Annotated in this window: 16 protein-coding genes; 8 read left to right on the forward strand and 8 right to left on the reverse strand. The window is 36.4% G+C overall.

What is annotated here, in order from left to right; all coding sequences use genetic code 11:
* Nucleotides 1-44: 44 nt before the first annotated feature.
* The 3 genes from P0Y49_06475 to P0Y49_06485 all read right to left on the reverse strand — a co-directional run bounded on the left by P0Y49_06475 (nt 45) and on the right by P0Y49_06485 (nt 2,125).
* Complete coding sequence (locus P0Y49_06475; protein WEK20780.1) at nt 45-371, reverse strand: iron-sulfur cluster assembly accessory protein; 327 nt, start codon at nt 369-371, stop codon at nt 45-47.
* 69 nt (nt 372-440) lie between these two features.
* The gene (gene iscU / locus P0Y49_06480; GenBank protein WEK20781.1) at nt 441-854 is read right to left on the reverse strand and encodes a Fe-S cluster assembly scaffold IscU; all 414 of its coding nucleotides are present in this window, start codon (nt 852-854) and stop codon (nt 441-443) included.
* 59 nt (nt 855-913) lie between these two features.
* A complete protein-coding gene (locus P0Y49_06485) occupies nt 914-2,125 on the reverse strand; it encodes an IscS subfamily cysteine desulfurase (protein WEK20782.1) in 1,212 nt (403 codons plus the stop codon).
* Nucleotides 2,126-2,251: 126 nt separating this feature from the next.
* On the opposite strand from P0Y49_06485, the gene mce reads away from it, so the two are divergent.
* The 8 genes from mce (at nt 2,252) to P0Y49_06525 (ending at nt 7,946) form a co-directional block, all read left to right on the forward strand.
* Entirely contained in the window at nt 2,252-2,656 is a 405-nt protein-coding gene (mce, locus tag P0Y49_06490) for a methylmalonyl-CoA epimerase (GenBank protein ID WEK20783.1), read from the forward strand.
* A 3-nt stretch (nt 2,657-2,659) separates the two neighbouring features.
* On the forward strand, nt 2,660-2,947 hold the full coding sequence (locus tag P0Y49_06495; protein WEK20784.1) for a hypothetical protein: 288 nt from the start codon (nt 2,660-2,662) through the stop codon (nt 2,945-2,947).
* 95 nt (nt 2,948-3,042) lie between these two features.
* Nucleotides 3,043-3,291 (forward strand): type B 50S ribosomal protein L31, encoded by a 249-nt coding sequence (locus tag P0Y49_06500; GenBank protein WEK20785.1) that lies wholly within the window; start codon nt 3,043-3,045, stop codon nt 3,289-3,291.
* A gap of 71 nt (nt 3,292-3,362) precedes the next feature.
* On the forward strand, nt 3,363-4,538 hold the full coding sequence (locus P0Y49_06505) for a putative sugar nucleotidyl transferase (protein WEK20786.1): 1,176 nt from the start codon (nt 3,363-3,365) through the stop codon (nt 4,536-4,538).
* A 59-nt stretch (nt 4,539-4,597) separates the two neighbouring features.
* Nucleotides 4,598-5,359, forward strand: a complete 762-nt coding sequence (gene tpiA / locus P0Y49_06510) for a triose-phosphate isomerase (protein ID WEK20787.1) — start codon at nt 4,598-4,600, stop codon at nt 5,357-5,359.
* Complete coding sequence (prmA, locus tag P0Y49_06515; protein ID WEK20788.1) at nt 5,359-6,198, forward strand: 50S ribosomal protein L11 methyltransferase; 840 nt, start codon at nt 5,359-5,361, stop codon at nt 6,196-6,198. Before tpiA ends, prmA begins: the two co-directional genes overlap by 1 nt.
* Before the next feature lie 18 nt (nt 6,199-6,216).
* Entirely contained in the window at nt 6,217-7,584 is a 1,368-nt protein-coding gene (locus P0Y49_06520; GenBank protein WEK20789.1) for a Mur ligase family protein, read from the forward strand.
* A gap of 32 nt (nt 7,585-7,616) precedes the next feature.
* Nucleotides 7,617-7,946: a helix-turn-helix transcriptional regulator gene (locus P0Y49_06525; protein ID WEK20790.1), complete on the forward strand. Its 330-nt coding sequence runs from the start codon at nt 7,617-7,619 to the stop codon at nt 7,944-7,946.
* Between the two features lie 2 nt (nt 7,947-7,948).
* On the opposite strand, the gene P0Y49_06530 is transcribed toward P0Y49_06525, so the two are convergent.
* From P0Y49_06530 to P0Y49_06550, 5 genes are all read right to left on the reverse strand, one after another.
* On the reverse strand, nt 7,949-9,067 hold the full coding sequence (locus P0Y49_06530; protein ID WEK21778.1) for a GNAT family N-acetyltransferase: 1,119 nt from the start codon (nt 9,065-9,067) through the stop codon (nt 7,949-7,951).
* Nucleotides 9,068-9,137: 70 nt separating this feature from the next.
* The gene (locus tag P0Y49_06535; protein WEK20791.1) at nt 9,138-9,332 is read right to left on the reverse strand and encodes a hypothetical protein; all 195 of its coding nucleotides are present in this window, start codon (nt 9,330-9,332) and stop codon (nt 9,138-9,140) included.
* A 399-nt stretch (nt 9,333-9,731) separates the two neighbouring features.
* Nucleotides 9,732-12,689 (reverse strand): two-component regulator propeller domain-containing protein, encoded by a 2,958-nt coding sequence (locus tag P0Y49_06540; protein ID WEK20792.1) that lies wholly within the window; start codon nt 12,687-12,689, stop codon nt 9,732-9,734.
* The gene (locus P0Y49_06545; GenBank protein WEK20793.1) at nt 12,673-13,452 is read right to left on the reverse strand and encodes a LytTR family DNA-binding domain-containing protein; all 780 of its coding nucleotides are present in this window, start codon (nt 13,450-13,452) and stop codon (nt 12,673-12,675) included. Before P0Y49_06545 ends, P0Y49_06540 begins: the two co-directional genes overlap by 17 nt.
* 126 nt (nt 13,453-13,578) lie before the next feature.
* A complete protein-coding gene (locus P0Y49_06550) occupies nt 13,579-14,703 on the reverse strand; it encodes a CofH family radical SAM protein (protein ID WEK21779.1) in 1,125 nt (374 codons plus the stop codon).
* Nucleotides 14,704-14,744 lie beyond the last annotated feature (41 nt).

Here is a 14,744-nt window from a genome sequence, read left to right on the forward strand (position 1 = left end):
ACAGTTTAATCTGTACCGGCCTATGTAAATATAATAATTGTATTTTAAACGGAAAAACTTTCGCCGCAACCACAGGAGCGGCTTGCGTTTGGGTTATTAAAGTTAAATCCTTTTCCGTTTAAACCATCAGAAAAATCAAGCTCAGTTCCTGCCAGATAAAGGAAGGACTTCATGTCTAATGCAATTCTAATGCCTTTGTCTTCAAAAAACTGATCTCCAGGCTTTTCTTCGTCATCAAAGTCGAGGTTGTAGGACAATCCTGAACATCCTCCTCCTTTAACAGATACACGCAAAAAATAGCTAGCATCCATTTGCGACTCTTGCATTAACTGGTCGATTTTGCTTTTTGCTTTATCAGTGATCGTAATCATTTTCTTAGAGATTTATTTGAGATGTCAGATAGGAGACTGGATGTCTCAAATCTCATACCTCACATCTAATTAATGGTGTGATTTGGCCAGTTCAAATGGCTCTAAACCATTTTTAACGCGGTAATCATTGATTGCAGATTTAATTGCGTCTTCTGCTAAAACTGAGCAATGGATTTTTACAGGTGGTAAAGCCAACTCTTCAACAATATCCATATTGTCTATTGCCAAAGCTTCATCTATACTTTTACCTTTTAACCATTCCGTAGCTAATGAAGAAGATGCAATTGCAGAACCACAACCAAATGTTTTAAATTTAGCATCGGTAATTACATTGTTTTCATCAACTTCAATTTGCAGACGCATTACGTCGCCGCACTCAGGTGCGCCAACAAGGCCTGTACCTACTGATTTGCTGTCTTTATTTAAAGTACCAACGTTTCTTGGATTGGTATAGTGTTCTATTACTTTTTCTGAGTATGCCATTTTGTTTTTTCTCTTAAACCTTTATATCAGGGTTAGTATAATATTTATTGATGCACAGATTAGTGTTCTGCCCACTCAATTTTACTTAAATCAATACCTTCTTTAAACATTTCCCAAAGTGGAGAAAGGTCTCTCAGGTGATTTACTGCTTTCTTAGTATTTTCTATTGCGTAATCTATTTCTTCTTCGGTAGTAAAACGACCTAATCCGAAACGGATAGAAGAGTGTGCCAGATCATCTGACAAACCCAGACTTTTCAATACATATGAAGGTTCTAGTGAAGCAGAAGTACAAGCTGAACCTGATGATACTGCTAAATCTTTCATCGCCATCATTAAGCCTTCACCTTCAACGTATTTGAAAGAGATGTTAGCTACATGAGGTAAACGATGTTGGGTGTTACCATTTACATAGCTTTCTTCAAGCTCAGAAAGTGCATTTTCCAGTTTATCTCTTAATGCAGATAAACGTTTAGCTTCTTCATCCATTTCTAAACGGCACAGTTCACAAGCTTTTCCTAAACCTACAATACCAGGTACGTTTAAGGTACCAGAACGCATACCACGCTCGTGACCACCACCATCGATTTGTGCAGTTACTTTAACCCTTGGGTTTTTACGACGTACATACAATACACCAACACCTTTAGGACCATACATTTTATGTGCAGAGAATGCCATTAAGTCAATTCCATCAGCATTTACATCTACAGGTATTTTACCCACAGCCTGTGTCGCATCTGTCATAAACAATGCACCATATTTATGGGCAATAGCGGAGATTTCTTTAATAGGTTGGATAACGCCGATTTCGTTGTTTCCATACATAATCGTAACCAGGATAGTTTGTTCTGTCATGGCAGCTTCCAGCTCCTGAAGATCAATTAATCCATCCTCTTTTACTTTTAGATAAGTAACTTTTGCGCCTAGTTTCTCTAAATGTTTACAGGTATCTAAAACTGCTTTATGTTCAGTTGTAGCGGTAATGATATGATTACCTTTTTCTTGGTACATTTCGAATACACCTTTAATACCCAAGTTGTCAGCCTCTGTAGCTCCTGAAGTGAAGATGATCTCTTTTTCAGTACAGCCAATCAATTTTGCCACTTGTTCGCGGGCATAGTCAACACCTTCTTCAGCAACCCATCCAAATGCATGGTTACGACTTGCAGCGTTACCAAATTTGTTAGTGAAATAGGGCAACATCGCTTCCAGCACTCTTGGATCAAGAGGCGTAGTTGCGTTATTATCTAAATAAATAGGAAGTTCCATTATATATATATATGTTCTTATTAATATACAAAGATACAAAAAAAGATTGCCAACAATTATAAATAATAGCTATGACGGTATAGTTAAAACATGCATTTTTACATTTTTTAAACGTTTAAGACGAATATGAATAGAATAGAACATATAGGGATTGCGGTTAAAGACATGGATGTTTCCTGCTCGCTTTATGAACGTTTACTGGGAGTTTCTTGCTACAAAAAGGAGGAAGTTGCGTCGGAGGGGGTTAATACGGCCTTTTTTAAAACAGGGGTTAATAAGATCGAGTTGCTGACGGCAACGACCACTGATAGCCCTATTGCAAAGTTCCTGGAAAAAAAAGGAGAGGGAATACATCATATTGCTTTTGATGTGGATGATATTGAAGCGGAAATGACTCGTTTAAAGGCAGAGGGCTTTGTGTTGTTAAATGAAGCGCCTAAGTTGGGAGCAGATAATAAATTGGTTTGTTTTGTACATCCTAAAGGAACAAATGGTGTTTTGATAGAGTTGTGTCAGGAGGTTAAAAGTTAAGTTATGGATGATTTTAAATCACTAAGTAAGATCGTAAATACTGATTTTGAGGTGGAGGACATTATTTCAGAGACTTTACTGCGGGAGCGATTGGTTGAAGCTTTTGCTTATTTACTGGATAATGATATTTCAAAAATGATGAATATCCTTTATCGTACGGATGTTAATGAAGAGAAGTTAAAGGGGCTTTTAATCAGTAATTCCAATTTGCCCTCTGCAGAAGTTATTGCTGATGCCTATATCAGTAGACAAAAGGAAAAGGTGGAGACCAGAAAAAAGTATAGCAGATAATTTTTCCACACATACTTGCTATTCAAAAATAAATTGCTGATATTTGCATCCTTAAAAATAAGCGACAAATAAGTATATCATAATATAATATTAACATGAAAAAAGATCTGCATCCATCAAACTATAGATTTGTAGTATTTAAAGATATGTCTAACGAGTATTCTTTTTTAACTAAATCTTGTGTAGATACTAAAGAAACTATCAAATGGGAAGATGGCAACGAGTATCCTTTATATAAATTAGAGATTTCTCACACTTCTCACCCTTTCTATACTGGAAAAATGAAATTGGTTGATACTGCTGGTCGTATCGATAAATTCAAAACACGTTACGCTAAAAAGTAATTATACACAAATAAGAAATTATTTAAAGTCCCGATGCGATTGCTTCGGGACTTTTTTTATTTTTGTAGCTTATGATGATCAATTTATTTGATGACAATGCCTGGCAATCCCTGCGGCCACTATCTTTTACCAGGCCGGTTGCAGATCTTCGCGTAGGAATTTTAACTATAGCCGAAAAATGGCAAAAGTACCTGGCCGCCGAATACGGCTATGTTACTGCTCCATACCTGTCTGTAAAATACCGACCACTTAATGGGGCTGAGTTGTATATCAATGGCTCAATATGTCCGGATGAAGCTTTGCTAGAAGCAATCCTGGAACTTCAAATTGGCGAAGCGCTAAAAAAGAATGATGTGCTTATCGCTTATAAGATAAATGCCACTGAGATACATCATCCAGAAATTCATAAGCAATTGCATACTAAAACCTATCAGGAAACTTTTGTAAGAGTCTTTGTTCCCGAAGATGTATTTAGATCTAACGATGTAGAGCTGAGGAAAGATTTTGCCCTGCTCACTAAGGGGAAAACGACTGCACAATTAAGCGGAACTAATACTTTCTTAGGGGATAATATTTTTGCCGAAGCAGGTGCTGAGGCTGAATGTTCTACGTTTAATAGTTTAAGCGGTCCTATATATATAGGCGAAAATTCACAGGTGTGGGAAGGTAGTCACATCAGAGGCTCTTTTGCACTGTGTAACAATTCGCAGGTTAAAATGGGCGCAAAAATATACGGGCAAACTACCATTGGTCCTTATAGTCGTGTTGGCGGAGAGATTAATAATGCTGTAATCTGGGGCTATTCCTCTAAGGGGCATGAAGGTTATCTGGGTAATTCGGTAATGGGACAGTGGTGTAACATTGGTGCCGATAGCAATAATTCCAATCTGAAAAATAATTATGCTGATGTTAAACTATGGGATTATGAGTCGGAGCGCTTTCGCGAAACCGGTCTGCAATTTTGTGGTTTAATTATGGCTGATCATGGGAAATGTGGGATCAACACCATGTTTAATACAGGGACAGTTGCCGGAGTGAGCGCCAATGTTTTTGGTGATGGCTTTCCAAAACATTTTATTCCTGATTTTGCATGGGGTGGAGCAGGTGGATTTGATGTGTATAACCTTCAAAAGATGTTTGAAACAGCAGAAAAGGTTTATGAACGCAGAAATATGAGGTTTGATCAGGTAGAAAAGGATATCTTATCTGCGATTTTCGAGATGACAAAAAATTATAGGTCCTTTTAAACCTGTAAACCAATCACAAACGCCCAATTAAAATAAAACCTACTAAATAACAATATATAATGAGAAAAAAAATAGTTGCAGGAAATTGGAAAATGAATCTGGATTATACCAATGGTATATCTTTATTTTCAGAAATCGTTAATATGGTAAGAGATGAAAAAAAGGGCGATCAGATCGCAATTATTTGCTCACCATATATTCATTTAAACAGCCTGGCTAAATTAGGTGGTGAAGTTGTTAAGATAGGTGCTCAGAATTGTCACCAAAATGATAGTGGCGCGTTTACAGGAGAGATCTCTGCTGGAATGATCAAGTCTGTTGGTTGCGAATATGTGATCATAGGTCACTCAGAAAGACGCCAGTATTTTGCCGAGAGCAATGAATTGCTCGCTCAGAAAACGGCTAAGGCATTAGAAAATGAACTTATTCCGATTTTCTGTATTGGTGAAACACTTGATGAAAGAAACAATGGGGTTTATTTCGACGTGCTTAAAATTCAGCTTGAACAAGGTGTTTTTGGTTTAAGTGCTACTGATTTTGCAAAAGTTGTAATTGCTTACGAACCTGTATGGGCAATTGGAACCGGACTCACTGCAACGTCAGAGCAGGCTCAGGAAGTCCATGCTTATATCAGAAAAGAGATTGCTGTTAAGTATAATAGTGAAATAGCTGAAAATACAACCATTTTATATGGTGGAAGTTGCAATCCGAAAAATGCTGCGGAGCTTTTTGCTCAGAACGATATAGATGGTGGTTTGATAGGTGGAGCATCACTAAAATCAAGAGATTTTGTAGACATTGTTAAAACTTTTAATTCTTAATGAAGTATATACAGGTAAGTTTCAGTTTTAATGCCATTGAGGAGTATCAGCAGGATCTTTTGATTGCTGAGTTGGCCGATATAGGTTTTAATACTTTCGAAGAGATAGAGAATGGTTTTGTTGCGTTTATAGAGTTCAATACCTATGATGAGGGTAATCTTAAAAATGTGCTGAATCAATATGAGGGAGAATTTCAATGCAGTTATGTAGTTTCAGAAATTGAAGGAAAGAACTGGAATGAGGAATGGGAGAAGAATTTCGAGCCGCTGATTATTGATGATCAGTGTTATGTTCGGGCAACCTTTCATGAAGCTAAGCCGGAATATGCCTACGAAATTGTCATAGACCCAAAAATGGCCTTTGGTACAGGGCATCATCAAACAACTACTATGATGATGCAGTACATCCTTGCAGCTGATGTTAAGGATAAGGAAATTCTTGATATGGGCTGTGGTACCGCGATACTTGCGATACTTGCAGCTAAAAAGGGAGCTTCAAAATTAGTCGCAATAGATAATGATGAAGTTTGTTACGAAAGTAGCATAGAGAACGCAGCTTTAAACGGAATAGATAATCTGGAAGCCATTTGTGGAGGAAAAGAGGTTATCCCTGAAGCACAGTTTGATACCATTCTTGCCAATATCAATAGAAATATTTTGCTTGATCAGATTCCAACCTATGCCAAGGTATTGAAGTCGGAGGGTAGTATTTACTTCAGTGGATTTTATGAATCTCCGGATCTGGAGATGATTAAGCAAGCCTGTGAACCTTTTGGAATTAGATATGTTGATCATAAGAAGATTGGCGAATGGGTAGCAGCTTATTTTAAGAAAGATTAATTGGTAAATAAACAACGTATGCGTATACATTTTATAGCTATAGGCGGAAGTGCTATGCACAATTTGGCGATAGCCTTACACAAAAAAGGATATCAGGTAACCGGCTCAGATGATGTTATTTTCGAGCCATCCAGTAGTAGATTAGCGAGGTATGGTATTTTGCCAAAGGAAATGGGTTGGAATGAAGCTAATATTACAGCAGATTTAGATGCTGTGATTTTGGGGATGCATGCTTTAACAGATAATCCTGAACTATTGAAAGCCCAGCAATTGGGGCTTAAAATTTATTCTTATCCAGAATATATTTATGAGCAGACTAAGGACAAGTTAAGAGTGGTAATAGGCGGAAGTCATGGTAAAACAACCATCACTTCTATGATATTACATGTGCTTAATTTCTATGAGAAAGATTTTGATTATTTGGTTGGAGCTCAGCTAGCGGGTTTTGATACCATGGTGAAGATTACTCATGAGGCACCTGTAATCATTATTGAAGGAGATGAATATCTGGCTTCTCCTATAGATAGAAGGCCGAAATTTCATCTTTATAAAGCTAATCTGGCTGTTATAAGTGGTATCGCGTGGGATCATATCAATGTATTTAAAACTTACGAGGATTATACCCGGCAGTTTGAATTGTTTATCAATACCATTCAGCCTGGTGGAACATTAATTTACTGCAATACGGATAAAGATCTGAATAAGATTGTAGAAAAGTCTGCTGCCGATATTGAGAAGATTGGTTACGGAATCCCTGAACATGCAGTAAGAGATGGCATAACTTATCTATTGCCGGATGAAACGCCACTTAAGGTTTTTGGCGATCATAATTTAATGAACCTTAACGCAGCTAAATTAATCTGTGAGCAACTTGATATCCGCGGTGAAGCATTTGATAAGGCTATCGCATCATTTACAGGAGCAGCTAAGCGTTTGGAACTTTTGCTAAGTGATGGTGAGACTAACGTTTACAAGGATTTTGCGCATTCACCATCTAAATTAAAGGCTACTATTGAAGCTGTAAAGACTCAATTTCCAAATAGGAAATTAGTAGCGTGTATAGAGTTACATACATTTAGTAGTTTAAATAAAGATTTTTTAGTTCAATATGCGGATACAATGAAAGCTGCGGATACAGCAATTGTATATATTGATGAAAAAACTTTTCAGCATAAAAAACTAGAACCTTTTAGTAAAATAGATGTTCAGACCGCTTTTAACAATGAAGAATTGCACTTTTTTGATAATTCAGAGCTGTTAACACAGTACCTGCTAGGCGTAAATTTTTATCGTACGAACTTACTTTTGATGAGTTCTGGAAATTTTGGGGGAGTAGATCTCGTTAAATTGGCACGTGAGTTGAATATAGTTGAGCAAGGAATTTAATTACAAGATTATTACACACCTAAATTTATAATATGAATATCATTGGAAAAAACATTAGACAACTGCGCCAAAAAAATGGTTGGAGCCAAGGAGAAGTGGCTAAACGTCTAAATATTTCAATCCCTGCATTCTCGAAAATCGAGACAGGCATCACGGATATCAACATTTCAAGACTTGCACAGATTGCAAACCTTTTTGAGGTGTCGACAATGGATATAATCTCGAAAGAAGGAGAAAACCCTCAATCACTTAATTTTGAAGAAATTAATAATTTGAAGGAAAAGTTAGCACTAAGAGAAGAAGAGATCATTAAACTTCAGAAGAAGGTTATTGATCTTTATGAAGAAATAAGAGAGAAATAGATCTAAAAGATCTTACGCATAGTCAGGTGTCGCTTTCCAAAAGTGGCACCTGTTGCTTGATGAATAGAAAGCATCTTATCATTGAAATCACCAACCCAGGAAAGTTCGAGCTCATCGTACTGATTCATCGGTAAAACATACTCTTTAAGTTTAATGAATAAGGCAGATTCCAAACCGTGCTTTTGATAAGCAGACTTTGTGCCCATTACAATGGCACGCATTCGGTTTACACCCTTCCAGCGTCTGTATACAAACTTAATTTTTTCTATCAGCCCTAGTTTACCATTAAATCCTTTAATCATTTGGTTGGCATCGGGGATAATTACGACAAATGAGGCGGGTTCTCCATTGATGTAAGCAAACCAAATCAGTTTTTCATCCATTATAGTCTGCATCTTTTCAAAGCTCTCTTCCAGCGTCTCTTTTTTAATAGGTACGAAATTCTCAAAGTCCTTCCAGGCATCATTGTAGATCTCCATCAAATCTGCTACATATTTTGCTGCATTCTTTTTAGAGAAATGTTCAAAGGTATAACCCGGTTTGTTGGCTACCCAATTGGCAATTTTGGTAAAGCGCTCCGGAAAAGGATTTCTTACAGCGAGATGATTGGTGATCTGCTCATATTCTGTTTTAAAGCCGTAATCTGTAAAAAAGCTGTGGTAGTATGGATGATGGTAATTCATGCCATAGGAGGGGGGAGTAAAGCCTTCTACGAGCAATCCCCAGAAAGAATCATTCTCCCCGAAATTGATAGGGCCATCCATGGCCTTCATTCCGTTCTCTTGTAACCACGACTTTGCCGTATCGAAAAGTAAAAAAGCAGCTTCTTTATTATTTATACATTCAAAAAAGCCCATGCCGCCTGTAGGTTGCTCATACTGGTATGCTTTTTTATCATTTATAAAGGCTGCAATTCTGCCTATGTAATCTCCATTATCGTCTTGCAGTACCCATCTGGTACATTTTCCGTGTTGAAAAAATGGATTTTTATTACTGTCGAATATGTTTTCAATATCCTGATCCAGTGGGCAGATCCAATTTTTATCATCTTTATATATAAAACGGGCAGTGGCTAAAAAATCTTTTCTGGAACGCTTTCCGGATACGGTAGTTATTTGCATTTCTCCTAATGGAATTAAAATAAAAAGCATCCCTTAGGGGATGCTTTATCAATAATTATTTTTTTACCTGTTAATAGGTATCGTCATCGTCATCATCCGAACCAAAACTATCAAAGTTGTCCAGATCATCTAATGGCATGTCGAGGTCGTCATCTTCATCATCGTCGTATGATTTCTTTTTATTGGTTTCTTCATACGAATCTTCCAGGTCATTTTCTGGATCTTCTGCTTTGCTTTTGTTAATTGGTTTTTTTGGAGTTTTCATTACAAAAAATATAATTCCGTAAGGTTTTTATTTGATAAGTTAAATTTACTAAAAATCTTTTTAAATCAAAAGAACGATGTTTTTTTTAAATTTTTAGCTGATCAAAAGTAAGACAAAAAGAAATTCTGCAAAGAATTTTTTATAAAATAATCTTGTAAAAAGATTTGCGGGAAAGCAAAAAAAAAATGGTAAAGCTATGAACTTTACCATTTTTTAACACACAAATGAAACCTGAATTGAGATATAGTTTTAGGTTAGGTAAAAATATCTTTGATCAATCCTATAAGAACGATTTTACAAACTTCTGTTTGTTTTAATATCTATAACAAGTTTAATGCTAATTTTATAATGATTAATGTAAACTTAGTAAGTGGTACAAATAATTGAGTAAACGGTAAATTAGCTGTATAAAGGGATCAAAATGGAGACATAAGTACCTGAAATACCATTTTGTTTAATGTCTATCTGTATCGGATTTGCCTCAACCTGGTTTAAAAGGTTAATACGTTCACGGGTAAGGTTCATGCCTTTACTGACGTGATGACCTTTTTTACCCTTCAAAGAGTTATCAATCCCGATGCCATCGTCAATAATTTCGATCACCAGGTGATCCTCACCTTTAAGGTCGATGAGGATATCAAGTTTACCACCTTCTTCTTTGGGCATTAATCCATGCCATATTGCATTTTCAATATAGGGTTGGAGGATCATGGACGGGATTAAAGTCTCTTCTTTATCAATTGCACTATTTACCTTTATGTGATATTTAAACTTTTCGCCAAATCTTTTTTTCTCCAGACTTAAGTATAGTTCCAGGTATTCGAGTTCTTCATCCAGACTGATGAAGCTTTTTGTACATATTTCCAGATTCTTTCTAATCAGTTTTGCAAAGCCCGTTAATATCTTATTTGCTGAATTGGTATCTTTTGTATTGATGTAATGCTGAATGGAGTTCATTACATTAAAAACAAAATGGGGATTCATCATGGCCTGTAATGCACGTTGTTCGAGCATTAAGATCTTATTCTTTAAAAGCAGTTGTTGTTGTTCCTTATTCTTTTGCATTTTAGTAATTACAACTGCTACTTTATAAAAGGCAAAGCCGGCGAAAAGAAAAACGGCAACCAAAAATAGGTTTGTTTGCCAGAAATGCCTTTTTAATGAAAAGTTGACTCTGGTAGGTGTACTCCAGTTGCTCTTATTTGATTTTGAGCTGATTTCAAACGTATAATCTCCTGGTTCCAGTGAGGGGAACTCAAGCCTTCGACTTTTAGTTTCTGTCCAGTTAGACTCTGTTTTTAGTCGATAACGATAAGTGATGGTTTTATTTTGAAAGTCAATGGCACTGTATGTAAAAGTGATGCTGTTGTTGGAGGGGGCAAGTATATGCATGGCACTGTTCAGTCCAAGCTTTGTCTTATTGTTTATGATGGAGGATATTAATACTTTAGGAGCCTCATGATTGGTGTTTTCCTTATGATACGAAAAATAAACAAGACCACAATTGGTTGCAAAGTATGCATATTGGTCATCAATAAACAGATCATTTACATCGTCGGCCAACATAGCATTGGTATATTCAAATGATTCTACTGATCGCTGTTTGTTTTTTAAAGGAATCCTGTTGATGCCATTATTGGTAACGACCCATATATAATTGTCTTTTACAAATAGCCGTTTACATATATTGTTGGCAAGTCCATCTTTTCGGGTAATAACCTTTACAACATTTTTATTTTTGAGGAATACAACCCCGTAACCATCTGTAGCCAGTACAATAGTGCCATCATCTAATTTCTGGATATCATTGATCCTTTTTGTAAGAAGTAAATTCTGATTGGAATAATTATATAAAATACCATTCGAATATTCTGACAGACCGCTAACATTAGAAAACCATAGGTTCTGGTCCTTATCGTAAAATACACAATATGCTCTGTTGATGAAAAAATCGATGCCCTGTTTAAAATACAATAAGGTAAATTCTAGTTTGTCTTTTCGATATGGTAAAATATATACACCTGAGGACAAAGCGATTGCCAGAGTATGGTCCTTACGTAAACTTAAGCTTTTAACAACAAACATCCTTTTGTTTGTTTCTTTCAGATAATTAATGTTGGGAGTACCATAAATGTTGTTAATTCTACCAAGACCATAATCAGCAGCAAAATACATCGTTTGGTCAAGGGAGTCATAAACCAAATGTTTTATAACATTATATTTTTTTTTATCCGGCAGTTGGATCCTGGTAGTGTGGTAGGTGTTTAAGTCAAGTAGACTGATATTTCCTTCATCCAATCCAAGCCATAATCTGTTGCGGTCATCTTTAACCAGACTTTTTACCATATCACTATTTAAACCATTTGTTTTATTGATGACATAGAGGCGCTCATCTTTCTGAGGGAGCATATAGATGCCACTTGTGGTGGTAAACCACATGTTATTTTTTGAGTCTTTAATGGTTTGACTGCATGATATATTTTTTAAATACTGTGTTGTTTTTCCTGAAGGCTCTATATGATAAATGCCATTGCTGTTGCTTAGCCATAAATCGTCATTCTTATCCAGGAAGAAATATCCTGGATCATTATTCAATAATGATGTATCAATCTTTAATAGCAGATACTGTTTGTTGCCGGTTCTAATGTTAAGCCCATTTTTATCAATATAACCGAGGGTTTTGTCAGGCAGGTTTAGGATGGTTTTGTAAGAAAGGGGTAAGGTGCCATGTGCCGTAATCGTGAAAGTCTTGTTGTTAAAAACACGGACACATTCGTTGCTGAATGCCCATATTGTTCCCGACTTATCTTCATGTATAAATGTATTTGTATACTGGTGCTCAAGATCTGCGGAAATGTATTTCATAATTGTTTTTCCATCCCACATCACCAATATATTTTTATTGGTGCCAAACCAGATTCTCCCTTTACTGTCCTGGAAGAAAGAAACAATTACAGCGTTAAATTTTAGTAGTTTAAGCAGTTTGTCATTGGTTTCATTATATATTTTACCGTTAAAAAAATAGCTAAGCTCGCCATTTAATGCCAGAAACCAGATTTTGCCACTTTTATCCTCTTTTAACTGTAGGATCTGATTATCTGGTAATCCATCATCGATGGAGAAATTTTCAAATATTTTACCATCAAACCTGCTTACACCTGCGTCTGTAGCTACCCAGATATAGCCTTTAGAATCCTGTAATGTATAATAGCAATTATTGCTTGGTAGTCCGTTTTTTGTGCTAAAATGTTGTAAATGGGTAGATTGAGAATAGCCAGGGAAGCTGATGGTTAACAACAGAATTATAAGGATTAAGTACCTTCCTCTTAAGTTTAACTGTTTATTTATCGCTATCAAAACTAGTATATGATTTAATTTTTTCAACAAAATCACTTGCGCGCCTTCTCGATACAGCAATTTTTTCTCCATTCTTAAGGATTACTTCAAGCCCATTTTTCGAGTTGTACTCTTTTACGTAATTCAGGTTAACAATACTCGATTTATGTATCCTTATAAACTGGTTGTCAGGTAATATCTCCTCATATTCTTTTAGAACTTTGGAAACAGTGATCTTGTCTTTATTCTGGAGATAAAATATAGAATAATTACTATCTGCAGCAATATGAATAATATCGTCAATATTTACAAGGCTATAACCTTGTCCGTTGGGTAAGCTAATTTTTCGAATTTCGCTTCTTTCCGAAAGATTTGCAGCAAGATCTTGCATACGCTCTGCACGACCGCTATCATTTTTATTTAAGGCGATAAATTTTACTGCTTTATCAACAGCGGCTTTCAATTCATCGATATCAATAGGTTTTAACAAGTAGTCAAGGGCATTTGCCTTAATTGCTTTTAAGGCATATTGATCATAAGCGGTAGTGAAAATAACCTGGGCTTTATTGGATTGCGCATAGGGGATAAGTTCGAAGCCATTTTCTCCTGGCATTGCAATATCCAGGAAAATCAAATCAATAGCATGCTGTGAAAGTAGGTTACGTGCTTCCGATACGGACTTAGCAATTCCGGAAATGTGGATGTCTTCGCAATTTTCTTGTAAAAGAAAGTATAATGAAGAACGGGCAAATTCCTCATCGTCTACAATAATAGTATTCAGCACAGCTATTAATTTAATAGGGTGAATTTATTAAAAAAATGCCACAACACGATGTTTTTAATAAATATAAGTGGAAGTAAAAACCACTATCATCCTATCCACTTTCCTTTTTTATGAAATGAAGAACTACTAATAATTAATAATTTGTTCTTCCAGATGATCCGGTAAATCGCGGTAATTGTATTGTTGTCCGCGTAACTGAGGTTCAAAGCCAGCTTCTCTAATGGCATCCTGAATTCCCTTTGCCGTAAAACGATGCGGAGCACCAGCAGCTGAAACTACATTCTCTTCGATCATGATCGAGCCAAAATCGTTAGCGCCGGCATGTAAACAGAGCTCTGCTACGTTTTTACCAACCGTAAGCCATGAAGCCTGAATGTTTTTAATGTTAGGCAGCATAATTCGACTTAATGCAAGCATTCTGATATACTCATCCCCCGAAACATTATTGCTGATGCCTCTTAATCTCTTTAATAAGGTCCCATCATCCTGGAAAGGCCAGGGAATGAAAGCCAGAAAGCCCTTAGCATCAGCAGGCTTTTCACTTTGAACTTCTCTTATCCATACCAGGTGTTCAAAACGTTCCTCTATAGTTTCAACATGACCAAACATCATTGTTGCAGATGTAGTAATGTGCAATTGATGAGCTGCCCTCATTACATCAAGCCACTCCTGACCGCCACATTTACCCTTTGATATCAATCTTCTAACTCTGTCGTTCAATATTTCGGCACCGGCACCGGGCAATGAATCCATTCCTGCTTCTTTTAAAGCTGATAAAACAGCTGTATGAGAAAGTCCTTCCAATTTGGCCACATGGGCAATTTCGGGTGGACCCAAAGCATGAAGTTTTAAATCAGGGTACAGTTCCTTAAGACTTTTAAACAAATCAGCATAGAATGTTAAGCCCAGATCGGGATGATGACCACCCTGTAGCAACAACTGATCACCACCTAGCCTAAATGTCTCTTCTATTTTTTGTTTATAAGTCTCTATATCTGTGATGTAGCTTTCATCATGGCCAGGTCTTCTAAAAAAATTACAGAATTTACAGTTGGCGATGCATACATTTGTTGTATTTACATTCCTATCTATTTGCCAGGTTACCTTACCACTAGGTACTTGTTTTTTTCTCAGTTCATTGGCTACATAAGCCAGTTCAGCAGTTGCTGCATGATGATATAAAAATACACCCTCTTCTTTTGTTAAAAAGTCGAAATGCAAGGCCCTGTGTAATAATTCGGCAGTATTCATAGCACAAATATACCATAAGTTGTTTTTATCAATATAATTTG

Source organism: Candidatus Pedobacter colombiensis, assembly GCA_029202485.1.
GTDB classification, from domain to species: domain Bacteria; phylum Bacteroidota; class Bacteroidia; order Sphingobacteriales; family Sphingobacteriaceae; genus Pedobacter; species Pedobacter colombiensis.

Excerpts from the sequence above, each read along its gene's own strand:
- P0Y49_06475 (WEK20780.1), bottom strand. The coding sequence starts at position 371 with ATGATTACGATCACTGATAAAGCAAAAAGCAAAATCGACCAGTTAATG.
- iscU (WEK20781.1), bottom strand. The coding sequence starts at position 854 with ATGGCATACTCAGAAAAAGTAATAGAACACTATACCAATCCAAGAAAC.
- P0Y49_06485 (WEK20782.1), bottom strand. The coding sequence starts at position 2,125 with ATGGAACTTCCTATTTATTTAGATAATAACGCAACTACGCCTCTTGAT.
- mce (WEK20783.1), top strand. The coding sequence starts at position 2,252 with ATGAATAGAATAGAACATATAGGGATTGCGGTTAAAGACATGGATGTT.
- P0Y49_06495 (WEK20784.1), top strand. The coding sequence starts at position 2,660 with ATGGATGATTTTAAATCACTAAGTAAGATCGTAAATACTGATTTTGAG.
- P0Y49_06500 (WEK20785.1), top strand. The coding sequence starts at position 3,043 with ATGAAAAAAGATCTGCATCCATCAAACTATAGATTTGTAGTATTTAAA.
- P0Y49_06505 (WEK20786.1), top strand. The coding sequence starts at position 3,363 with ATGATGATCAATTTATTTGATGACAATGCCTGGCAATCCCTGCGGCCA.
- tpiA (WEK20787.1), top strand. The coding sequence starts at position 4,598 with ATGAGAAAAAAAATAGTTGCAGGAAATTGGAAAATGAATCTGGATTAT.
- prmA (WEK20788.1), top strand. The coding sequence starts at position 5,359 with ATGAAGTATATACAGGTAAGTTTCAGTTTTAATGCCATTGAGGAGTAT.
- P0Y49_06520 (WEK20789.1), top strand. The coding sequence starts at position 6,217 with ATGCGTATACATTTTATAGCTATAGGCGGAAGTGCTATGCACAATTTG.
- P0Y49_06525 (WEK20790.1), top strand. The coding sequence starts at position 7,617 with ATGAATATCATTGGAAAAAACATTAGACAACTGCGCCAAAAAAATGGT.
- P0Y49_06530 (WEK21778.1), bottom strand. The coding sequence starts at position 9,067 with ATGCAAATAACTACCGTATCCGGAAAGCGTTCCAGAAAAGATTTTTTA.
- P0Y49_06535 (WEK20791.1), bottom strand. The coding sequence starts at position 9,332 with ATGAAAACTCCAAAAAAACCAATTAACAAAAGCAAAGCAGAAGATCCA.
- P0Y49_06550 (WEK21779.1), bottom strand. The coding sequence starts at position 14,703 with ATGAATACTGCCGAATTATTACACAGGGCCTTGCATTTCGACTTTTTA.